Genomic DNA, 21,078 nt, shown 5'->3' on the forward strand with positions numbered 1-21,078 from the left:
TAATATTTTGCGATTACATATTTTCGATATTATTCGACATACTATCGGCGTATGAAGTTTACGGGCAGATTGAAATACATATTCGTTATTGCTCTTGCGGCGACTTTATTCTCGTCGTTTTTCGCCGCGCGAGCATGGGCGGAAGTCGAGCCCCGACAGCCCGCGGCGCGTGTGACAGTGACGGCGGGTGCAAAGACTTTCGAGTACGTCGACGAAAAAATAATACCGTCCGACTTTACTGTCGCGGAACAGATAGAATTGCGAAAAATAAACGCGCCGCTCGACCGCAAAATCGAGTTTGTCGATATGTGTCTGTCCAAGGGTGCGGACTATAAAACCGCGCTGGGCGTGTGTTTTCCGCGGCTAATTTACGTTGTGGACGAAATTGCCGAGAGCCTGCGCATTGACCCTGTTGACGCAAAGGTCGTATACGACGGCAGTAAGTTCGGCGTAACAAAGGACAAAAAGGGTCGCGCGCTCGACGAAAACAAGCTGTATGCGAGCATATATTGCTGTCTTAAATTTTCGGGCGGCGGCGCGGTAAACGCAACGGCGGAAGAGGTTTTGCCCGCCGTTACGGAGAGCGAGTTGCGGCGCAATATTACGCTTCGCGGCGAGTACACTACCGACTTTACTACGTCCACGCCCGCGCGGGCGCATAACGTGGCGTTGGCTTTAAAAAAGTTCGACGGCATGGAATTGCCCGCAGGCGAAGTATTGTCGTTTAACGACCGAGTAGGCGCGCGCACAGTCGAAAACGGATTTCAAAGCGCAAAGATAATAGTAGACGGTCAGTATGTCGACGGCGTGGGCGGCGGAGTATGTCAGTCGTCCACCGCGCTGTATAACGCCGCGCTTCTTGCGGGGCTCGATTGTTCCGCCAACGCGCACTCTATTTGTCCGTCGTACTGCCCCGCGGGATTGGACGCTATGATTAGTTCGGTAAGCGATATGCGCGTCGTCAACAACACGGGGCGAAGCGTGTACGTGTCGGTGCGCGTTGCGGGCGGAAAAGCAAACGTCAGAATTTTCGGCGCGCCGCCCGAGTACAAGATAGTGCCCGAGAGCGTCACCGTCAAAACCGTCAAGTGCGAGGAACTCGAAACGGTGGACGTCGAGCGCAAGTATTTCGGCGCGGACGCAGTTTGCGGCGACAGGCTGTTGGTCGCGCTCGGCAAGGACGGAGTAGTGAGCGAAACGTATTTGAAATACTACAAGGACGGCAAGTTTATTAAGCGCGTAAAAATTCGCGCCAACGAATACAAGCCCACGCCGCAGATTGTAGCGATCGCGCCTTAATCGGTTGCAAAGCGACGCTTTAAAACGTAGGAAATATAGAATATACGGGCAACGGCAGAGAGAAAACACGTAATCTTTTTGCCGTTGTTATGCTTTTTAATTAAACGCTTGACAAAAAGACAAATAAGGAATAGAATAAAGGCATGATGAATGCTTTTTTAAGCGCGTTTAATTGGTACGGATTTTTGATTGCCACGGGCATTGTTCTGGGCGTGGTAGGCGCGTATTTCGTTGCCAAGCGCAGAGGCATGGAAGGCGACGTAATTATCGACATGATAGTTATCTGTTTGCCGCTTGCCATACTCGGCGCGCGTATTTATCACGTCGTTTTCGACGTGCTCGCGGGCAACGAGTGGACTTTTGCGGAGTTCTGGGGCTTCGACAGCGGCAGCGGCAATTTTGTGGGGCTTTCCGGTCTTGCCATTTACGGCGGATTGTTCGGCGCGCTTATAGGCGCGGTGATATTCCGTTTTTGGAAGAACCGCAAAAAACTTCCCGAAAACAAGCGCGTGTCGTTTTGGCAGATTGTAGACATAGGCTTTTTGTTTATAATCCTCGGTCAAGCCGTCGGCAGATGGGGTAATATCGCCAACTCCGAAGGTTACGGCAACGTCATTACCAACACCGCGTTACAGTGGTCGCCGTTCGGCATGATAGGCAGGGACGGACTTTGGCATTATTCCATACCGCTGTACGAATCGATTTGGGATTTGATAGGATTCGGCATACTGTTTTGGCTGTATATCGGCAGGCACAAGAGTTTCGACGGGTTCGTCTTTGCGGCTTACGGCATATACTACGGAATAGGGCGTACATGGATCGAGGCGATAAGGGTAGACGACGTTTTGTATCTCGGCGGTATGCGCGTGAGCGTATTCGTAAGCGTTTTGTTTATACTCGCCGGCGTTGCGATTATCGTCGCGCACATAGTGCGCGCCAAAAAAGCCGACAAAAAGATTTTTATATTCGTCGATCAAAAGAAACTCAACGACGATTACTTCGAGTACGAAAAGACCAAGTTGGCGCACCCCATGCCCGACATCGTGTTCTTTAAAGACCGTAAAAAGAAAAAGAACGGCGCGGAGAGCGTTGTGGTAGATAAAAACGGCGTTGCCATACGCGTGGAAGCCGAAAACGACGACGTCGTTCGGAACGATGTAAAGCCGGAAAAACTTTCCGATAATAATAGAACGGCGACGGTTGCTTCGGAGGACGATTATGAAGACAAGTGGGACGACTGACGTCGTATTGCCGCTTACGCGCAAGCAAAAATGCGTTTGTAATGCGGTCATGGGCGTGTTGCTTGTCGCCGCGGGCGTTATTCTCGCGCTTGCGGGCACGGGCGTAATATCCGCGTCGGTCAGGGCTATCGCCGCGCCGACTATTTTGTTCGGGTTCGGTATGTCCGTGCTGTTCAGCGCGATAGTCGCGCGCAACGCGCTGTCTATGTGGCTGGCGGGCGTTATTTTGGCTTGCGGGTTTACTTCGCTTTTTGCGGTTATAACAACGGCGGGATATTCAAATCTTTTCCCCATTTACGTCGCCGCGCCGGGGATAGGCTGTGTGTTTTCGATATGGTTTGCGGAAGCCAAATATCCGCAAGTAAAAGCAATGGTGTTTTTCGGCGCGTTTGCCGCGGTGTTCTCGCTCGCTTCGTCGGGCGCGTGCGGCTGGGGGCTTACGGGCGGACTGCTCGCGGCGTGCGGCGGCTTGTTTGTTATAGCTTACGCCGTCGAATCGTATTTTAGAAAGGAAAAAGACGAAAATGCGTAATCTTACGATGATGACAGACCTCTATCAGCTTACCATGATGGACGGGTATTATTTAGAGGGTAAGGCAAACCAAACTGCTGTATTCGATTTGTTCTTCCGACAAAAGGACGAAATAAATTACGCCGTGTTCGCAGGACTGGAACAGGCGATAGACTACATTAAGGATTTGCATTTTTCGAGCGAGGACGTGGAGTATTTGCGGTCGCTAAAAGTTTTTCACCCGCAGTTCCTCGACTATCTTAAAAACTTTAAGTTTACGGGCGATATGTATTCGGTGCGCGAGGGCGATATAGTTTATCCGCAAGAACCCATTGTCGTCATAAAAGCGCCGCTTATCGAGGCGCAACTTATAGAAACCGCGTTGCTTAATATCATAAGTCACCAAACTCTTATCGCGACCAAGTCCGCGCGCATAGTGCAGGCGGCGCGCGGAAAGAGCGTTGTGGAATTCGGTCTGCGCCGAGCGCAAGGACCGGACGCGGGTATTTACGGCGCGCGCGCGGCGATTATCGGCGGGTGCAACGGCACGAGCAACGTGCTAACGGGACAGATGTTCGATATTCCCGTAAGAGGCACGCACTCGCACAGCTGGGTCATGAGCTTCGACAGCGAAATCGATGCGTTCCGCGCGTTTGCCGAAGTTTATCCCGACACATGCTTACTGCTTGTCGATACTTACGATTCGGTGCAGGGCATAAAAAACGCCATTACCGTTTTTAACGAGCTTAAAGCGGCGGGGCACAAGCCCGTCGGCATAAGATTGGACAGCGGCGACATTGCGTATTTGAGCAAGCTCGCGCGCAAAATGCTCGACGACGCGGGCTTTAAAGACGCGGTCGTTATGGCGTCGGGCGACATCGACGAGTATCTTTTGGAATCGCTCAACAACCAAGGCGCGCGCATAGATATGTACGGCGTAGGCACAAAGCTCATTACCAGCGAAGGTACTCCGTCGCTCGGCGGCGTGTACAAGCTATCGGCTATCGAGCGCGACGGAAAACTCGAACCGCGCATGAAAATATCCGATTCCATTGTCAAAGTGACAAACCCCGGATTAAAAACGTTGTACCGCATATACGACAAGTCGAGCGGCATGGCTGTCGCCGACTTGATTGCGCTCGACGGCGAAAAAATACAAAAACCGCTCGTGCTCACGCACGAAACGGAGCGTTGGAAAACAACCACGCTCGAAGACTACGGCATACGTTGCATGCTGAATAAAATTTTCGAGAACGGCAAGAATGTATACGAACAGCCGTCGCTCGGTCGGATTGTAGAGTTTGCCGAGTCCGAAAAAGCCAAGTTCTGGGACGAGTACAAGCGCATAGACAACCCGCAGATTTACAAAGTAAACCTGTCGGACGGGCTTTACGAATTAAAGCACAAAATTCTCAAACAAAACAAAAGCAAATAGTTTTACGAAAGCCGAGAATAATATTTAAAGACGGGTCGAAATGGACGAAAAAAAGAAAGTTTATTCAAAAGCCGAGTTCAACAACTATGCGGAAGCGGTAAGGCGCGAGTGCGAGCAAACGCTCATGCGCCAGCGCGAGCGCATAGAAGAATTGCGCAAGAGTTTATCCGCCGCGGAAAAGCGCATTGCCGAGTACGAAAGTCAAAAAGAAATCGTGTACAAAGCGATTACCGCCGCGCTTAAAAAAGCGGACGACATAGAACGCGTGTCGCTTATAAAGTACAATCAGGAAATTGCGCAGTTGAAGAGTTTTCACGACAAGTGGATAGGCTACTATAACAAAATAATCGAGGCGTACCCGTTGGACGACAATCTTGTCGCGGCGAGCAAGACGAGCGGCAAGATAGCCGAAGTGCTCGACAAGGCGGGCGATATAGAGGCGCAGTACGAAACCGAACGGCAACGCTTGATGTCGTCTTTGCAGTCCGAGAACGAGGACGAGTTTGTACGGGAAACAGCCGCCGCCACGCCGCAAAATACGGACGACGAATATACCGACCGTTCGCCCGCGGGCTTCTCCTTTGCCGAAGCGCTTCACCCCAAAGAGGACTTAAAGGACATTATGCGCGAACTCGGCGTTCTTATGGACGACTGATCCGCACCGCCGAAACTAATTAAAAACAGCTTACGGGCATTACGCGTCGCAGGCTGTTTTTTGTTGTGTTTTATATGGCGGGGAAGTGCGGCAGACTTACGATAAGTCGGCTTAATTAACTCCGTCGTTATGTTCGTCGAGGATTTTTTCCAGCATTTCCGCCGCGTCCTTGACGCAGTCGGGGCACTCGCGCAACAGCTTGCCCGTTTCCGTGCCTTTAAGAGTTTTGCAAGTGACCGTGCCGTTGCGTTCGTTAAATTCCGTCATTATTGCGCGCATGTCCTGCACCGTCTTGCGCCTGTCCTTGTTGTGCGCGCCGAGCACAATGCCTGCGCCGATTATAGACCCGCAAGTGCCTTCGAGCGTGCCCATGCCGAACCCGAACCCCTGCGCCAAATCGCTCATAGTCTTTTCGTCCATGCCCGCAAAGTCGCAGTACGTGCAAGCAATAGCCTGCGCGCAGTTGCACTTGCCGCTCCGTTTTAGCTCCGCCGCTTTGTCCGCTCTGCTTTCCATAATACTCGCTCCCGTTTTTTCTGATTATATAATATATGCCGATATATGTCAACGCTTTCGCTCCGCTCCGTTTTTTTGCGACAAAATTTTTCGACTTTTTTCGTAAAAACACTTGACAAACCGTTCAAGTGATAATATACTGTTATTGAACATTTGAATAATTGTTCAATCGATATATCGACGGAGGATGTAATGTCGAACGAGAAACTAAATACTTATGACGAGTGCGGTGAGCACGGCGGGGAAGCGCACGCGCATGCGGCGACGGTCAAGCGGGCGCGGGAGCTTATGCCCGACGAGGACGTGTTGACCGACATAGCCGAACTGTTTAAGGTGTTCGGGGATTCGACGCGCACGAAGATACTTGCGGCGTTGTCGGTATCGGAAATGTGCGTGGCGTGCATATCGTCAACGCTCGATATGAGCGTGTCGGCGGTGTCGCATCAGTTGCGCATACTGCGTCAGTCGAAACTTGTAAAGACGCGGCGCGACGGCAAGGAAATTTATTATTCGTTGGACGACGGGCATGTGGAGCGCATTATAGGCACCGCGCTCGAACACGTCAAGGAACTTTAAGGAGGTTTGACATGGTAAAGACTTATAAGGTAGCTAATCTCGATTGCGCCAATTGCGCCGCAAAGCTCGAACGGGCTTTGTCCAAGATAGACGGGGTAAACTCCGCGGCGGTAAACTTTTTCGCGCAAAAAATAACGCTCGACATAGAAGACGGCAGGGTTGACGGCGTTATTGCGGACGTTAAAAAAACTTGCAAAAAAGTAGAGCCGGATATGTCGGTCAAATTCGACTGATACTGTTTAAAACATAAAGCGGGTACATAATGAGCAAAAATCAAAGACATCTTATGCGAATAATCATAGCCGCCGTATTGTTTGCGGCGGCGCTCGCGTTACACATGACGTTGGAAGATCGCGCGCCTGTTTGGGCATGGCTTATCGTCTTTGTCGCCGTTTATTTGATTATAAGTTACGACGTGCTGTTGCGCGCGGGGCAAAACATAATTCACGGCAAGATTTTCGACGAAAACTTTTTGATGATTGTGGCGACGGCGGGCGCGTTCTGCGTGTTCGAGTTTGTCGAGGCTGTCGCGGTAATGCTGTTTTATCAGGTTGGCGAGTTCTTTCAGAATTATGCGGTCAACAAGTCGCGCAAGTCGATAGCCGCGCTCATGGACATTTGCCCCGAAACGGCGCGCGTTGCGACGGACGACGGCGGCGAAATAACGCTCGACCCGTCAGAAGTGGAAATCGGTTCGTTAGTGGTCGTGCGCGCGGGTGAAAAAGTGCCTATCGACGGTGTTGTAGAAGCGGGCGACGGGTATCTCGACTGCTCGGCTTTGACGGGCGAGAGCGCGCCCGTTGCCGTTACGGCGGGCGACGTCGCGCTGTCCGGCTCTATCAGTACAGGCGGAGTGTTGCGCGTGCGCACGCAAAAGCGGTACGAGGACAGCGCGGTGTCCAAGATTTTGGAACTTGTGGAAAACGCTTCGGCTAAAAAGGCGCGCGCCGAAAACTTTATTACGCGGTTCGCGGCGTGGTATACTCCCGCGGTCGTAATAGCCGCGCTGTTGCTCGCGGTCGTACCGCCGCTGTGCATTGCGTACAACAGCGGCGCGGTGTGGACGGACTGGGTCACGCGCGCGCTTACTTTTCTTGTAGTGTCGTGCCCGTGCGCGCTTGTCATATCGGTGCCTATGTCGTTTTTCGGCGGGATCGGCGCGGCGTCCAAGCACGGTATTTTGGTTAAGGGCGGCAACTATTTGGAACTGCTCGACAGAGCGGGCGTGGCGGTTTTCGATAAGACGGGAACTATTACCAAGGGCAAGTTCGAGGTCGTTTCGGTCGCGTGCGCCGACGGCGTTTCGCGCGAGGAAGTTTTGCTCGCCGCGGCGCGGGCGGAATACAGTTCGCTGCACCCCGTCGCCGTGTCGGTTGTGGAAGCGGCAAAAGCATACGGGTTTGCGCCGTCGTCCGCCGACAGCGCGACCGAGCTTGCGGGACGCGGCGTGGTTGTGCAAGCGGACGGCGAAACGATAGCTTGCGGCAACTTGAAACTTATGAGCGAGCGCGGCGTGAATATCCCCGACGGGTTTATATCGGACAGCGCGGGAACGGTCGTGTACGTCGCGCGCGGGGAGAAATTGCTCGGCGCGATAGAAGTTGCCGACGGGCTTAAAGAAGATTCGGTTGCGGCAATCGGCGCACTTAAAGCGCAGGGCGTAAAGACCGTGATGTTGACGGGCGACAATAGGACGGCGGCGGCGCGCGTCGCGGCGGAAGCGGGCGTGGACGAGTACCGCGCGGAGCTTTTGCCCGATATGAAAGTCACCGAGTTGGAAACGGTAATCGCTCGCGAGCGCGGCGAGGACGACGGATCTCGGCGCGGCAGGGCGGTTGCGTTTGTGGGCGACGGGATAAACGACGCGCCCGTGCTGTCACGCGCGGACGTAGGGATAGCGATGGGCGCGCTGGGCAGCGACGCGGCTATCGAGGCGGCGGACATCGTGCTTATGAACGACAGCCTGGCGCAGATTGTTCTTGCCAAGCGCATAGCGCGCAAGACCGTCGGCATAGTCAAGCAGAATATAATTTTCGCGCTTGCCGTAAAAGCGATAGTGCTTGTTCTCGCGGCGTTCGGCATAGCCAATATGTGGCTTGCGGTGTTTGCCGACGTGGGCGTTGCGGTGCTTGCGATACTCAACGCAATGCGCGCGCTCAACGTAAAAACAGCAAGGGATAAGCGCGCAAAGACGGTCGCGCAAACGCCGCCCGCCTCGCGATAGCTCTGTTGCCTAAAACGGCATAAACGGGCGCACGGCGCAAAAATCGCGGTATTTCGGCGATACGTAATCAACTAATATGCTTGTAAACCGCCAAAACGCTTGATTTCGGCGGTTTTGTGTTGTATAATTTCCATATAATACAAAGAGAGGAAATCATGAACGCAAAACAGATTAAACACTACGAAATATTGAGCGAATTCTTTAATTCGGACATACTCAAACAAGCGGCTGTCGATAAGTATTTCGGCGCGCTGTTAAAACTCGACTACGCCTTTGCCGAGGATTTGTGGGAGTTTATGCTTATTCGCAGCGACGCGGACTTAAAGAATATAGCGGTCGCGCGGCTGTACATAGACAGAGCGTTCGAGTTGTTTTATGCCGCTAATGCGCCCAAAGCGTTAAAGACGGTAGTCGATCGCGCGGTCGTTCAACGCGCGGTGTTTGGGTTTTCGCCGTCGGCGGCGGACGGGGAATTGTTTAACCTGCCCGTCAACCTGCTCGTCGCAAACAAGACCGAAACGGTGGACGCAATACTTAAAAACGTCGCCAAAAACGAAGCTATGGGCGTGTCCTACGGCGAGTATATGATTAAGTTTTTGGATAAGTTCTTTATCGAAATGATGAAAAAGAACGCGCAACGCAAAGTCGAACTCAACCGCAAACAGTCCGCGTTGTTGATGTCGCTTGTGCAAAAGGTCAAAGGCGACGAGCGGGCAATGCTTGTTCAGCGCGTCAAAGAAGTGCTTTAAACTTATATTCGTCGGCGGATACGAACGGCGTTCGTCAGTTCGCTTTGGGACAGTATAAAAAATACGGCGTTAATAACGCGGCGGAAATTATTTATTACTTTACTTATCGGAGGCAAATTTATGCGCAGAACCAAAATCGTTTGCACGCTCGGACCCGCAACGGAAGATTATGCCGTTCTTAAAAACATGGTGCGCGCGGGCATGAACGTCGCGCGGCTCAATTTTTCGCACAGCACTTACGACGACCACAAGCGGCGTATAGATATGGTCAAACGCGCGCGCAAGGAACTCGGCATGCCCGTGGCTATCCTGCTCGACACCAAAGGACCCGAAATTCGCATAAAGACTTTTAAGGACGGCAAGGTCGAACTTAAAAAAGGCGATAAGTTTACGCTCACCACGCGCGAGGTCGAGGGCGACGAAAAGTGCGTGTCGGTTACTTACGAGGATTTGCCCAAGTACGTCAAAAAAGGCGCGCGCATACTTGTCAACGACGGGCTTATCGAACTGTCGGTAGACAGCATAAGCTCGACCGATATTATCACTACCGTAATGAACGACGGGCATCTTTCCGACCGCAAAAGCATCAATCTGCCCGATACATTTATCGATATGCCGTACCTTTCGGATGCGGACCGCGCGGACATAGAATTCGGCATAGCGCAGGACGTGGACTATATAGCCATGTCGTTCGTGCGTTCGGTCGAGGACGTGCGAATAGTCAAGCGGCTATTGAACGAGCACGACGCGAATAATATTCAGCTCATAGCCAAGATTGAAAACCGTTCGGGCGTGGAGAACGTAATGTCCATACTCGCGGAGTGCGACGGCGTAATGGTCGCGCGCGGCGATATGGGCGTGGAAATCCCGTTCGAGGAACTGCCCGGAATACAAAAAGACATAATTTCGCGGTGCTACCGTCAGGGCAAAAAGGTTATCACGGCGACGCAAATGCTCGAATCCATGATTTCCAATCCGCGCCCGACGCGCGCTGAAATTTCGGACGTAGCCAACGCGGTGTACGATGGTTCTTCGGCAATCATGCTGTCGGGCGAAACGGCGGCGGGCAATTTCCCCGTGGAAGCGGTGCACACTATGGCGACAATAGCCGAGCGCGCCGAGAGCGGCATTAACTATAAAAAACGGTTCCGCACGCTCGACCCCGAAATAAAAACCGTGACCGACGCGGTGTCGCACTCCACCTGCGCCGCGGCGTTCGACCTTGACGCAAAGGCGATTATTGCGGTGTCGCAGTCGGGTTATACCGCGCGCAAAATTTCGCGGTTCCGTCCGTCCGCGCCCATTATCGCGCCGACGACTTCGGCAAAGGCGTATAATCAGCTCGCTATGAACTGGGGCGTTATTCCTACGTTGAGCAAAATGCAGGAATCGTCCGACGAATTGTTTAAGCACGTTATCACTTGCGCGCTCAATACGGGCTGCGTGTCCGAGGGCGATCTCGTGGTTATCGCGGCGGGCGTGCCCGTGGGCGTTTCGGGCAATACCAACACCATGCGTATCGAATACATAAAAAAGTTTAACTGACGCGCGCGCCCGAAACGTGCGACAGCGAGGAATAGAGGAAAAGGGAATATGAACGAGGCGGATAAAAAAAATATACTGGTCGTCGAGGACGAAGCGCAGATTTCGCGGTTTTTGCAGTTGGAACTGGAACACGAGGGTTATGCGTGTTCGGTTTGCGCCGACGGCAGAGCGGCGCTCGACGCGGCGCTCGCGCAAGATTTCGATTTGATTGTTTTGGACGTGATGTTGCCCTCGCTAAACGGCATAGAAGTTTTGCGCCGTTTGCGACAGGTCAAGCAAACTCCCGTAATAATCCTTACCGCGCGCGATCAGGTTGTGGACAAAGTGACGGGGCTTGACATAGGCGCAAACGACTATATGACCAAGCCGTTTGCCATAGAGGAGCTTTTGGCGCGCATACGGCTTCACACCAAACGCGCCGCGACGCAGGCGGCGGTGGGCGATATGGTTTGCGGCAAGCTGTCCGTAAGCTCGGCGGCGCGCATTGCGACTTACGACGGGCATGCCATAGACCTTACGAAAAAAGAATTCGACTTGCTCGAATATCTTATGCAAAACAGAAATATAGTGGTCAGCCGCGAACAGTTGCTCGACTCCGTTTGGGGCTTTGATTTTTACGGCAGTACCAACGTCGTGGACGTGTACGTGCGGTATCTGCGATCCAAAATAGACGACGTGTATAACGTCAATCTTATAGAAACCGTGCGCGGCGCGGGTTACGTAATAAGATGAGCGGCAATACGGACGACAAACAAATAGACGCGCAAGCCGACGGCGAAAACGGCAACGGCGACGCGGTTGAGCCTGTGGTCGAACCTGCGGGCGGCGCGACCCCGCGCGTCGGCGACGACGAAAAGCGGGAAGCCGTTAAACAGACCATTGCCGAAATAAAAAGCGAAAACGCGCCCATGGTCAAGAAAAAATATACCGCGGTCGAAATCACGTTGATTGTCGTCGCGGTTTTGTTGTTTCCGCTCACGCTTATCGTGCTGGGCGTGCGCGCGCTATTTAAAAAATTCAGACTGGGCATAACCGCAAAAACGACGGTTGTATTTACGCTTGTTTTCGGCTTGATGATTATCGGATATTCGGTTTTCGTGCTTGCAAGCATAAATAAATTAGTGGAAAGCGGCGAAGGCTTGACCGCGGCATACATGCACAGGCTTATAATAACTTCGTCCGTGCTTGTCGCTGTATTTATCGTGCTCGGCGCAGTGCTCGGCGGCTTTTCAAGTCAGTACATGATAGGACCCGTGCGCAAAATCACGCGCAGAATAAAGGAAATTTCGGACGAAAATCTGTCGGCGCGCGTGGACGCGGTCGATTCGCAAGACGAGCTTACGGAGCTTACCGACCAAATCAACGCCATGCTCGATTCGTTGCAACAGGCGTTCGAGCGGCAAGAGAACTTTGTTTCAGACGCTTCGCACGAACTTAAAACGCCGCTGTCCGTAATTGCGGGATATGCAAATCTGTTAAGACGTTGGGGCAAGGACGACCCAAAAATTTTGGACGAGTCGGTAGAAGCGATAGCGCGCGAAAGCGAGAATATGAAAAGGATTGTGGACCAGCTTTTATGGCTTGCAAAGCTCGGCAATTTTACGCTTAACAATTCGGTGTTTAATCTTTACGAAACGGTTGAGGACGTTGTTGACGGTTATAAAATGGTCAACGCCAAACACGACATCAGTCTTACCGGCGACGTTTCGGTCACGCTGAACGCCGATAAAAACCTTATAACCGAGGCGGTGCGCACGCTTGTGGACAACGCCATAAAATACACTCCGCCGCAAGCGGGCGTTATAAAACTCAATATAACAAAAACCGACGGGCATGTGGAACTGTCCGTAGCGGATAACGGCATAGGAATTTCCAAGGACGACCAAGCTCACATCTTTGAACGGTTTTACCGTTGCGACAAAGTGCGCGGCAGGGAATCGGGTTCGAGCGGACTGGGCTTGACTATCTGTAAGTCGATAGTCGAAATGATGGGCGGCAAAATAACCGTCGAGAGCGAACTCGGCGTGGGCAGTAAGTTTAAAATAGCGTTATATTGAATAAAATAGAAAATTTTATTTATTGTCGTTTTCGTCGTCGCTGTATTCTACAAGTTCGTCGAGCGTTATTCCGAAAATCTCGGCGAGTTTGCATAATGTGTATATATCGGGCGTGCTGTATCCGTTTTCGTAGTTGCTGACAAGGCTTTTTTTTCCGCATAGTTTAACGGCAAGCTCGTTTTGCGATAAACCAAGTTGCTTACGGTAGTATTTTATATTTTCCGTAATCCTTGTCACCATTCTTAAAATAAGAATAAAATAATTTTATACCTTTTTGTCGATGTTACAAGATACTTGTACTTTTATGACAAAATAGGAAAATAAGTTTATACTTTAATAAGACGTGACAAGGAGTATAACATGAGTAGACTGTATGTAGTAGGCGATAAGATGTACAATCCCCAAGACTGGATCTTGATTAAGGCGTATAATCGATATATGCGGGGCATATACAAACCCACTTGCGATACGGTCAGCCAATTTTTAACGGAATATATTAACAAAAACAGAAAGGGTGTAAGCGATGATCTTATGTTCAATGCGCTTTTGCTCGAAATCATACTTGTTTCGGAGTTTAAGATACGGAGAATAATAAGAAACTCGCCGTATGAGTGCGCGTTTTTTAATGAAATGGGGGAAATGTTGACTGAATGCGAGAGCGAGATAAAAAAAGGTTACGACGGGAGCGCTTTTATGGTTTATTACGAATGGTTTACTGCGTGTTTGTATCAATTCGATTGCAAATTCCGACGTATTAAATTAAGTGAAAAATTTAAAATCGGTAGCGGCGGACGAAACAAGGAAAAACAAGAATAGCGAAATTTTTTCGGGTCGACTTGTCCTATTTTTGATTTTCGCGCATACAATATTAACGTGAAATTCGGTTGGGAAACTATTTTAATATTTATAGCCGCGGTCGCGCTTGTCGGCACCGTCGTATGGGTTACGCGGTTAAAGACGCGCGGGGTTGCGCGGGTGCTTATCAACTCGCTAGCGGGCGGGGCGTTGATAGCGGGGCTGTCGGCGTTTAACATTATTGTTTTGCCCGTAAACGCGTTTAACGCGCTTATAGTGGGGTTGCTCGGACTGCCGGGGGCGGGAGTCGTCGTTGCCGCGGCAATGCTGTTGTAATCGTGCAATTTGTATTGCATTAGTATATGATTGAGGCGGATATACTTGACTAAACGTCGAGTAGTGTGATAAACTTTGTTATATATTTAATTTGGAGTTTATCATGGCAGGTAATAACGACAGGTTTGTCAATCAGATAGCCGACATCAAAGCCGACTACACCAAGTGGTACACCGACGTGTGCTTAAAGTCCGAGCTTTGCGATTACGGACCCGTTAAGGGAACGATGATTTTCAGACCTTACGGCTACGCTATTTGGGAGCTTATACAAGCGGAAGCGGACAAGCGGTTCAAGGCGCACGGCGTAAACAACGCGTATTTTCCCATGCTTATTCCGCAGTCGTTCCTCATGCGCGAGGCGGAACATGTCGAGGGGTTTGCGCCCGAAGTCGCTACCGTTACGCACGTCGGCAACGCCGAGCTTGCCGAAAAGCTGGTGCTTCGCCCGACGTCCGAAACGATTATCGGCAACATGTATTCCAAGTGGATCGAATCTTACCGCGATCTTCCGTTAAAGCTCAATCAGTGGGCTAACGTTGTGCGCTGGGAAAAGACCACGCGTCCGTTTTTGCGGACGAGCGAATTTCTTTGGCAGGAGGGGCATACCGCGTTTGCCACCGCCGAGGAAGCTAACGCCGACGCGCTCGAAATGCTCGAAGTCTATAAAGAACTTGCCAACGACGTACTCGCTTTGCCAGTGCTTACCGGCCAAAAGTCCGAAAAGGAAAAGTTTGCGGGCGCGGTTGCGACTTACGGCATGGAAGCTATGATGAAAGACGGCAAGAGTTTGCAGTCGGGAACCACGCACTACCTCGGCGATAATTTTGCCAAGGCGTTCGACGTCAAGTTTTTGGATAAGGACGGAACGCACAAGTATGCGTATCAGGCGAGCTGGGGTATTTCCACGCGGCTTATCGGCGCGATTATCATGGCGCACGGCGATGAGCGCGGACTGTGCTTGCCGCCCAAGGTCGCGCCCGTTCAGGTTGTCATTATTCCTATCGGCGCGGCTAAAAATCCCGACGTTGCGGTCAAAGCCGAAGAAATCAAGTCGAGCCTTGTTGCCGCGGGCGTGCGCGTAACGGTCGATAACGGCGAGCAGTCGCCGGGGTTCAAGTTTAATCATTGGGAGTTGCGCGGCGTGCCCGTTCGCATCGAACTCGGCGCGCGCGATCTCGCTTCGGGCGTTGTGACCGTTTGCCGCAGGGATAATTCCGAAAAGTTTACCATGCCTATCGACGGCGGTATAGCCGCAAGCACGGTCAAACTGCTCGACGATATTTCCGCGGATATGCTCGAAAAAGCGCAAGCGTTTACGACCGAACATATCGTGCCGGTATCGTCCATGGAAGAAATGGAAAAAGCGCTCGACGGCGGAAACTTCTGCGACGCGTATTGGTGCGAGGACAGAGAGTGCGAGGACAAGATAAAACAGCAGTACGCCGCCACGTCGCGCGTGTTCCACGCCGACCAGTCGCACGTCGGCGAACATACCTGCGTGTGTTGCGGAAAAAAAGCAAAGCGCAGAATTTATTTCGCGCGAGCGTATTGATATTTTGTAATATCGTTGGAAAGTGTGTTCTTGTAAAAGTAAAGGGAAAGGCGGTTATCGTAAAGCGGTAAAGTTGTCGCATTAAATTAAGCAAAACAAAAACCGCGAGGCGTTTGTCCTCGCGGATTTTGTTTTAGCTTTATTAAGAGAGTTTTTGGAACTTGCCGTCCTTTTTGTGCACGACGAGCTGTGCGTGCAAGCGGCGGGCGAGGTCTTTTGCGACGGGCAAACCTTCTTGCTTGGTCGCTACTCTGCGATAAGTGCGGTCTGTGTCCGAGCGCAATATTACCCAGTTCATTTTTATACGGTCGTATTTAAGCGTAACTTTAATCGCCGAAGATGCGTCGCCGTAATCGTCGTAATATTCGTCGTCGTCATCGTCGTCGTACTCGGGTTCTCTCACGCTTGCGGGTTTTTTAGCCGTGCGCGCCGCGCGCGATTCGGTTGCCCGTGCGGTTTCCGCTTTGAGCTTGTTTACGTCGTCTTGCAATTCCTTATTGGAACGGTTGAGATCGCTTATTGTTTTAAACAGTTCGTCGTTATCGACTTTACGTTCCGACGATTTTTCAAGCTCTGCGATACGCGCGTCTTTTTGGCGCAGTTCGTCGTTGAGCTTGGCTATCTGTTGCGCCGCGCGATCGTTAAGCGCCGGTTGTGTGGACTGATATTCGCGTTCCAGTTCGGCGCGTATAGTCGGTTCGAGTTCGGCGCGGAGTTCGTTGCGCAGTTTCGCTTCGTCAACGGGTTGGGCGTCGCCCGATTGCGCTATCAGCTTTTTGATTTTCTTTTTGTTTTTGCTGTGGCGCACGGCTACTATAATAAGCGTTATTATCAGTATTAGCGCGAGCGCCGCAACCACAACAGCCAGTAATGCGGCATAGCTCAATATCCATGTCCAACCGAGCTTTTCGTAAAAGAATTTATCCAGTCCGCTCATTCCCGTTAAGGTAAAAGTCATTGTTTCAAAAAACGTCATATCTCTCCTCCGTCAATGCTGTTTTATATAATTATATCACCGTCATATCGGGTTGTCAATAATTATTATAATTTTATTGTGCGCAAATTATGGAAATTAACGCGCGCCGTGGTTGCACATTTTGCAATTTACTTGGCATGCGCGCGCTTGCGCTTGACAAAAATCGCCAAAGCGGGTATTATAGTCAGTGAAAGATTGCCCTGTTATTTTACGGCGCATGCGGAGGAACAAATGAACAGAATTATATCGTCGGAAAGCGTTACCGAAGGACACCCCGATAAAGTTTGCGATTACATTGCGGACGCTATTCTCGACGCCGCGCTCGAAAAGGACGAAAACAGCCGAATCGCTTGCGAGGTTTGCTGTGCGACGGGGCTTGCCGTCGTGCTCGGCGAGTTCGATACTCAAACCGATTTTATCGACGTACAAAAGATAGCGCGCGCGACCATTGCCGAGGTCGGCTATACCGACCCCGCGTTGGGCTTCGACGCGCGGACGTGCGCCGTGCTCAACTGCATTAACGGACAGTCGCCCGATATTTCGCGCGGGGTGTTGAGTTCGCTCGAATCGCGCAGCGGCGAAACGTCGAGCGAGTACGACCGCACGGGCGCGGGCGATCAGGGTATGATGTTCGGGTATGCCTGTTCGGAAACGGACGAGCTTATGCCCATGCCGATAACGCTGTCGCACGCGCTTACCAAACGGCTTGCCGAAGTGCGCAAGAGCGGGGAGCTTGATTTTTTGCGTCCCGACGGCAAAGCCATGGTGTCGCTCGCTTACGAGAACGGCGTGCCTGTCGGCGTTAAGACGGTTGTCGTGTCCGCGCAACACGCGCCCGACGCGACCGAAAAACAGATACGCGACGGCATTATCGACTGCGTCGTCAAGCGCGTTATTCCCGATAAACTTTTGCGCGGCGCGGATATACTTATCAACCCGACGGGCAGGTTTGTCGTCGGCGGTCCCGCGGGCGACACGGGCGTTACGGGGCGCAAGATAATAGTAGATACTTACGGCGGCGCAATCCCGCACGGCGGCGGCGCGTTTTCGGGCAAGGACGCGTCCAAGGTGGATAGATCGGCTTCGTACTATGCTCGGTACGTTTGCAAAAACGTCGTTGCGGCGGGGCTTGCGGATAAAGCGTTGTTGCAGGTCGGTTACGCAATCGGCAAGGCTCGACCGGTGTCGCTGTATATCGACACGTTCGGCACGGGCGACGATAAAAAAATACTCGATGCGGTGCAAAAGGTGTTTGACTTCCGACCTGCCGCCATATCGGACAAACTCGGACTTAAAAAACCTATATATAAGCGCACGACCAATTACGGGCATTTCGGCAAAGCCGACTTGCCGTGGGAACAGGTTGACAGTGCGGACAAACTAAAATCGGTGATGTGATTTGGAACGGCTTGTCGGCTCGGTAGAGGAAATCAAGTTCCGCAACGACGAAAACGGTTGGACCGCGCTTGTACTCGACAGCGACGGTGATCCCGTTACCGTTTGCGGCACGCTCCCGCCCGTCACACCGGGCGACTGTTTGGAGCTTGACGGTGAATTTATAATTCATCCGCGGTTCGGCGCGCAGTTTAAAGCGACGCGCGCGTCGGTCGCGCAACCGCATACCGTTTACGGCATAATAAGGTTTTTGGGATCGGGACTTATCGAGGGCGTGGGCGAAAAGACAGCCGCGCGCATAGTCGATAAGTTCGGCGACAAAGCGATAGAGATTATCGAGCGCGAGCCGGACAAACTCGCGCAGGTCAAGGGTATAAGCGTTGCGAAAGCGCGCAAGATTTCCGAACAGTTCGACGCGCTCCGCAATCAGCGCGAAGCGATAATGTTTTTGACGGGGTACGGCATTTCGGTCAATCTTGCGTTAAAGCTGTACAATGTGTACGGCGCGGCGACTGTTGCAACCGTCAAGACCAATCCTTATATCTTAATCGAGGACGTCGGCGGCGTGGGTTTTTTGACCGCCGATAAAATAGCGCAGTCCATGGGCATTGCCGCGTTGAGCGAGTTTCGCATGCGCGCGGGACTTTTGCACGCGCTTAAAACTTCGTGCGAAAAAGAGGGCAACACCTATCTCACGCGCGAACGACTGTTCGACGATGCGAAAAAACTGCTCTGCGAATACGACGACGATCTGCTTGACAAGGCGCTCGACGCGTTGCTTGTCGCGCGCAAGGTCGTTATTCCGTTCGAGAGCGCGGTCATGACCGAGGGCATTTATCGCACGGAAAAAGCGGTCGCGGTAAAGATGGTGCGGCGCGTGGACGGCGCGGGCGCGGTGCTTCCCGATGTGGGGGCGATAATAGACAGGTTTGAAAATTCCAACGCCATCACCTTGCACGAAGCGCAACGCGACGCGGTTATAAAAGCCGTTGCGAGCGGCGCGTCCGTCATTACGGGCGGACCGGGGACGGGCAAAACGACCATCATAAACTGCATACTTTTCGTGCTCGACGCGCTCAATCTTTCGGCGACGTTGCTCGCGCCTACGGGCAGAGCGGCAAAGCGCATAACGGAGGGGTGCGGCAGGGAGGCTTCCACTATCCACCGCGCCGTTTTGGGGCTGGACGAGGGCGCAAAGTTCGCTACAAACGCCGTCGTTGTGGACGAGTTCTCCATGGTCGATATTTTTCTGTTTAAAATGTTGCTCGACAAGATGGACGATTCCACCAAACTGATAGTCGTCGGCGACGCCGATCAGTTGCCGTCGGTGGGCGCGGGAAACGTCTTGCGCGACCTTATAGACAGCGGGCTTGTGCCCGTAACGCGATTGTCGTTTATTTACCGTCAAGCGGAGACCAGTCGCATTGCGGTGAGCGCGCACGAAATAAACGCGGGGCGCATGCCCGAACTCGGCGCGCGCGATGGCGACTTTTTTTTCTTCCGCATGCGCACGCCGCAGGAAATAGCCGACATGACGGTGGAGCTTGCTACCACGCGCGTGACGGGATTTTGCGGTATAGAGCCGAGCCGTATTCAGGTAATAGCCGCGCTCAAAAACGGAGTGTGCGGCGTGCACAGTCTTAATGCCCGACTTCAAGCCGCGCTTAACGGCAACGCGCAAAAAAAATCGGTTGTCGGCGATATTACGTTCGCAACGGGCGACAGGGTAATGCACACCGTAAACAATTACGACATAGAGTGGTCGCGCGGCGGCGTGACGGGCAACGGCGTGTTCAACGGCGATATAGGCATTGTGTCGCATATATTTGAAACGGGCGAAATCGAAGTGGAGTTCGAGGACGGTCGGCGCGTGACGTATGCGGGCGACACAAAACGACAGTTAATACTGTCCTATGCCGTAACGGTGCACAAAAGCCAAGGTTGCGAGTTCGATTGCATTGTAATGCCCATTGTCGCGGGGTCGCCCGTAATTATGACGCGCAATCTTTTGTATACGGCAATCACTCGCGCCAAAAAGATGGCGGTGCTTGTGGGCGACGAGTACAACGTAAAACGCATGGTGGACAACAATTACGTTGCGGAAAGGTTTTCCGCGCTTAAAATATTTATCGACGACGCCAAGTCGGGCATGCTCAAACTTTACGGCGACGATTAAAGTCGGCGACGGGTTGCGGTTTGCTTGCAAAGCGCGGTTGCCGCGCGACGCATTATAAAAAATAACGCTCTTATCGGCGAGGAATTATGACTAACGAACAACAGCATTACGACAGGAAAAAACTTATAATACTGCGCGCGGCGCTTATAGCGATCGGCGCGGCACTGGGCGGCACTGCGCTCTGGCAGTATTTTGTTTACTATCCCGACGTGGTCAAGCGCGAATTTCGGATAGTTATAACCGTCGTGTCGTCGGCGGTGCTTGCGCTTATACTCGGACTGTCGGCAAAGCCGTTTTACAGACTGGGCGCGAGCGTTGCGGACAGCGTGCGCGCATTGCTGTCCGAGCTCGGCGCGAAGGGCGTTGCGGCCGTCGTTTTGGGGCTTATCGCGGCGGGCGCGGCGGCATACCTGACCGACGTTATTATACGCGACTTTTTGGATATTTGGGCGGTGCGTCTGCTCGCGGACGTGCTTGTGTATTTGCTTTTTGCCGCGCTCGGCTGTTACGGATTTACGCGCTGGCTCGTAGCCGATGAGGACGAAGCCGTGCCGCCGCCGCCCGATGCGGGCTATCTTTTGGCTGCGGACTGCTTCGGCGACGACAGAGTATTGACCGCGGCGGACGCGCTGATAAACGTCAAGGTGTGCGAGGGCGCGTATAAGGCAACTTGTTTGTTCGGCGATTCGGACGCCGTCAAACGGCTCGACAGCGTTGTAAGAAGCGGGTCGGCAAAGGTGTTGCGTTTCGGCAAGGATTTTGCGGATAGAGCGGAGTTCGTCGCGCTCGAAAAGCGGCTCGCGCAATCGAAGCGGCTTAAATACGTTTCGACCGAAAGCGACGCGGACGTCAAGTTGGACGCGTTCGCATTGCCCGTCGTGTCGGCGGCGGGATATGATAAAGCCCAAACCGCAGGCGAGGGCGGCGCGGACGATGAGTTAGGCTGCGAATAATTTGCATAAATTTCGGCGCGCGGCGCGATTGACGGCGCAGGCGGGCGAATTATAATTGACAAATTACTCGGATTGCTATATAATTTC

Annotated in this window: 21 protein-coding genes; 18 read left to right on the top strand and 3 right to left on the bottom strand. The window is 52.4% G+C overall.

The genetic code is table 11. From position 1 onward, the window contains the following. Window positions 1–51 precede the first annotated feature (51 nt). The 5 genes from NFR57_RS00365 (at window position 52) to NFR57_RS00385 (ending at window position 5,141) form a co-directional block, all read left to right on the top strand. Window positions 52–1,299 carry a VanW family protein gene (locus NFR57_RS00365; protein WP_251181849.1) on the top strand — a complete coding sequence of 416 codons (1,248 nt, stop codon included), beginning with the start codon at window positions 52–54 and terminating at the stop codon, window positions 1,297–1,299. 143 nt (window positions 1,300–1,442) lie between these two features. Next, on the top strand, window positions 1,443–2,540 hold the full coding sequence (lgt, locus tag NFR57_RS00370; protein ID WP_251181850.1) for a prolipoprotein diacylglyceryl transferase: 1,098 nt from the start codon (window positions 1,443–1,445) through the stop codon (window positions 2,538–2,540). Next, the gene (locus NFR57_RS00375; protein WP_251181851.1) at window positions 2,518–3,072 is read left to right on the top strand and encodes a hypothetical protein; all 555 of its coding nucleotides are present in this window, start codon (window positions 2,518–2,520) and stop codon (window positions 3,070–3,072) included. Before lgt ends, NFR57_RS00375 begins: the two co-directional genes overlap by 23 nt. Continuing rightward, entirely contained in the window at window positions 3,065–4,486 is a 1,422-nt protein-coding gene (locus tag NFR57_RS00380; RefSeq protein ID WP_251181852.1) for a nicotinate phosphoribosyltransferase, read from the top strand. Before NFR57_RS00375 ends, NFR57_RS00380 begins: the two co-directional genes overlap by 8 nt. Window positions 4,487–4,526: 40 nt before the next feature. Then, window positions 4,527–5,141: a hypothetical protein gene (locus NFR57_RS00385; protein WP_251181853.1), complete on the top strand. Its 615-nt coding sequence runs from the start codon at window positions 4,527–4,529 to the stop codon at window positions 5,139–5,141. A 111-nt stretch (window positions 5,142–5,252) separates the two neighbouring features. On the opposite strand, the gene NFR57_RS00390 is transcribed toward NFR57_RS00385, so the two are convergent. After that, a complete protein-coding gene (locus NFR57_RS00390; RefSeq protein WP_251181854.1) occupies window positions 5,253–5,657 on the bottom strand; it encodes a C-GCAxxG-C-C family protein in 405 nt (134 codons plus the stop codon). Window positions 5,658–5,849: 192 nt separating this feature from the next. Between NFR57_RS00390 and NFR57_RS00395 the strand changes: the two genes are divergently transcribed. From NFR57_RS00395 to NFR57_RS00425, 7 genes are all read left to right on the top strand, one after another. Beyond that, window positions 5,850–6,233, top strand: a complete 384-nt coding sequence (locus tag NFR57_RS00395) for an ArsR/SmtB family transcription factor (protein WP_251181855.1) — start codon at window positions 5,850–5,852, stop codon at window positions 6,231–6,233. 11 nt (window positions 6,234–6,244) lie between these two features. After that, window positions 6,245–6,466 carry a cation transporter gene (locus NFR57_RS00400; protein ID WP_251181856.1) on the top strand — a complete coding sequence of 74 codons (222 nt, stop codon included), beginning with the start codon at window positions 6,245–6,247 and terminating at the stop codon, window positions 6,464–6,466. 29 nt (window positions 6,467–6,495) lie between these two features. Further along, window positions 6,496–8,457: a heavy metal translocating P-type ATPase gene (locus NFR57_RS00405; protein WP_251181857.1), complete on the top strand. Its 1,962-nt coding sequence runs from the start codon at window positions 6,496–6,498 to the stop codon at window positions 8,455–8,457. Between the two features lie 155 nt (window positions 8,458–8,612). Then, complete coding sequence (locus NFR57_RS00410) at window positions 8,613–9,206, top strand: hypothetical protein (protein ID WP_251181858.1); 594 nt, start codon at window positions 8,613–8,615, stop codon at window positions 9,204–9,206. A gap of 120 nt (window positions 9,207–9,326) precedes the next feature. Continuing rightward, a complete protein-coding gene (gene pyk / locus NFR57_RS00415) occupies window positions 9,327–10,751 on the top strand; it encodes a pyruvate kinase (RefSeq protein ID WP_251181859.1) in 1,425 nt (474 codons plus the stop codon). Between the two features lie 48 nt (window positions 10,752–10,799). Next, the gene (locus tag NFR57_RS00420) at window positions 10,800–11,483 is read left to right on the top strand and encodes a response regulator transcription factor (RefSeq protein ID WP_251181860.1); all 684 of its coding nucleotides are present in this window, start codon (window positions 10,800–10,802) and stop codon (window positions 11,481–11,483) included. After that, complete coding sequence (locus NFR57_RS00425) at window positions 11,480–12,808, top strand: sensor histidine kinase (RefSeq protein ID WP_251181861.1); 1,329 nt, start codon at window positions 11,480–11,482, stop codon at window positions 12,806–12,808. The genes NFR57_RS00420 and NFR57_RS00425 overlap by 4 nt, the downstream gene beginning before the upstream one ends. Before the next feature lie 15 nt (window positions 12,809–12,823). On the opposite strand, the gene NFR57_RS00430 is transcribed toward NFR57_RS00425, so the two are convergent. Then, on the bottom strand, window positions 12,824–13,048 hold the full coding sequence (locus NFR57_RS00430; RefSeq protein ID WP_251181862.1) for a helix-turn-helix domain-containing protein: 225 nt from the start codon (window positions 13,046–13,048) through the stop codon (window positions 12,824–12,826). 120 nt (window positions 13,049–13,168) lie between these two features. Between NFR57_RS00430 and NFR57_RS00435 the strand changes: the two genes are divergently transcribed. From NFR57_RS00435 to proS, 3 genes are all read left to right on the top strand, one after another. Next, the gene (locus NFR57_RS00435) at window positions 13,169–13,624 is read left to right on the top strand and encodes a hypothetical protein (RefSeq protein WP_251181863.1); all 456 of its coding nucleotides are present in this window, start codon (window positions 13,169–13,171) and stop codon (window positions 13,622–13,624) included. Window positions 13,625–13,681: 57 nt separating this feature from the next. After that, on the top strand, window positions 13,682–13,939 hold the full coding sequence (locus NFR57_RS00440) for a hypothetical protein (protein WP_251181864.1): 258 nt from the start codon (window positions 13,682–13,684) through the stop codon (window positions 13,937–13,939). Window positions 13,940–14,042: 103 nt separating this feature from the next. Continuing rightward, window positions 14,043–15,491, top strand: coding sequence for a proline--tRNA ligase (gene proS / locus NFR57_RS00445; RefSeq protein WP_251181865.1), 1,449 nt, complete (start codon window positions 14,043–14,045; stop codon window positions 15,489–15,491). Window positions 15,492–15,633: 142 nt separating this feature from the next. Here the strand turns inward: proS and NFR57_RS00450 are convergent, their stop codons facing one another. Continuing rightward, the gene (locus NFR57_RS00450; RefSeq protein WP_251181866.1) at window positions 15,634–16,467 is read right to left on the bottom strand and encodes a DUF2188 domain-containing protein; all 834 of its coding nucleotides are present in this window, start codon (window positions 16,465–16,467) and stop codon (window positions 15,634–15,636) included. Between the two features lie 231 nt (window positions 16,468–16,698). Here NFR57_RS00450 and metK point away from each other — a divergent pair, with 231 nt between their 5' ends. The 3 genes from metK (at window position 16,699) to NFR57_RS00465 (ending at window position 20,991) form a co-directional block, all read left to right on the top strand. Beyond that, entirely contained in the window at window positions 16,699–17,865 is a 1,167-nt protein-coding gene (gene metK, locus NFR57_RS00455; protein ID WP_251181867.1) for a methionine adenosyltransferase, read from the top strand. A 1-nt stretch (window position 17,866) separates the two neighbouring features. Next, window positions 17,867–20,038: an SF1B family DNA helicase RecD2 gene (gene recD2, locus NFR57_RS00460; RefSeq protein ID WP_251181868.1), complete on the top strand. Its 2,172-nt coding sequence runs from the start codon at window positions 17,867–17,869 to the stop codon at window positions 20,036–20,038. 86 nt (window positions 20,039–20,124) lie between these two features. Then, window positions 20,125–20,991: a hypothetical protein gene (locus NFR57_RS00465; RefSeq protein ID WP_251181869.1), complete on the top strand. Its 867-nt coding sequence runs from the start codon at window positions 20,125–20,127 to the stop codon at window positions 20,989–20,991. Window positions 20,992–21,078 lie beyond the last annotated feature (87 nt).

It is taken from the genome of Anaerocaecibacter muris, assembly GCF_943192945.1.
In the GTDB taxonomy this organism is placed as follows: Bacteria; Bacillota; Clostridia; order Christensenellales; family Pumilibacteraceae; genus Anaerocaecibacter; species Anaerocaecibacter muris.

Excerpts from the sequence above, each read along its gene's own strand:
- NFR57_RS00425 (WP_251181861.1), top strand. The coding sequence starts at position 11,480 with ATGAGCGGCAATACGGACGACAAACAAATAGACGCGCAAGCCGACGGC.
- NFR57_RS00385 (WP_251181853.1), top strand. The coding sequence starts at position 4,527 with ATGGACGAAAAAAAGAAAGTTTATTCAAAAGCCGAGTTCAACAACTAT.
- proS (WP_251181865.1), top strand. The coding sequence starts at position 14,043 with ATGGCAGGTAATAACGACAGGTTTGTCAATCAGATAGCCGACATCAAA.
- NFR57_RS00430 (WP_251181862.1), bottom strand. The coding sequence starts at position 13,048 with ATGGTGACAAGGATTACGGAAAATATAAAATACTACCGTAAGCAACTT.
- NFR57_RS00410 (WP_251181858.1), top strand. The coding sequence starts at position 8,613 with ATGAACGCAAAACAGATTAAACACTACGAAATATTGAGCGAATTCTTT.
- NFR57_RS00465 (WP_251181869.1), top strand. The coding sequence starts at position 20,125 with ATGACTAACGAACAACAGCATTACGACAGGAAAAAACTTATAATACTG.
- pyk (WP_251181859.1), top strand. The coding sequence starts at position 9,327 with ATGCGCAGAACCAAAATCGTTTGCACGCTCGGACCCGCAACGGAAGAT.
- NFR57_RS00395 (WP_251181855.1), top strand. The coding sequence starts at position 5,850 with ATGTCGAACGAGAAACTAAATACTTATGACGAGTGCGGTGAGCACGGC.
- metK (WP_251181867.1), top strand. The coding sequence starts at position 16,699 with ATGAACAGAATTATATCGTCGGAAAGCGTTACCGAAGGACACCCCGAT.
- NFR57_RS00405 (WP_251181857.1), top strand. The coding sequence starts at position 6,496 with ATGAGCAAAAATCAAAGACATCTTATGCGAATAATCATAGCCGCCGTA.
- NFR57_RS00375 (WP_251181851.1), top strand. The coding sequence starts at position 2,518 with ATGAAGACAAGTGGGACGACTGACGTCGTATTGCCGCTTACGCGCAAG.
- NFR57_RS00365 (WP_251181849.1), top strand. The coding sequence starts at position 52 with ATGAAGTTTACGGGCAGATTGAAATACATATTCGTTATTGCTCTTGCG.
- NFR57_RS00390 (WP_251181854.1), bottom strand. The coding sequence starts at position 5,657 with ATGGAAAGCAGAGCGGACAAAGCGGCGGAGCTAAAACGGAGCGGCAAG.
- NFR57_RS00450 (WP_251181866.1), bottom strand. The coding sequence starts at position 16,467 with ATGACGTTTTTTGAAACAATGACTTTTACCTTAACGGGAATGAGCGGA.
- NFR57_RS00380 (WP_251181852.1), top strand. The coding sequence starts at position 3,065 with ATGCGTAATCTTACGATGATGACAGACCTCTATCAGCTTACCATGATG.
- NFR57_RS00420 (WP_251181860.1), top strand. The coding sequence starts at position 10,800 with ATGAACGAGGCGGATAAAAAAAATATACTGGTCGTCGAGGACGAAGCG.
- NFR57_RS00400 (WP_251181856.1), top strand. The coding sequence starts at position 6,245 with ATGGTAAAGACTTATAAGGTAGCTAATCTCGATTGCGCCAATTGCGCC.
- NFR57_RS00435 (WP_251181863.1), top strand. The coding sequence starts at position 13,169 with ATGAGTAGACTGTATGTAGTAGGCGATAAGATGTACAATCCCCAAGAC.
- lgt (WP_251181850.1), top strand. The coding sequence starts at position 1,443 with ATGATGAATGCTTTTTTAAGCGCGTTTAATTGGTACGGATTTTTGATT.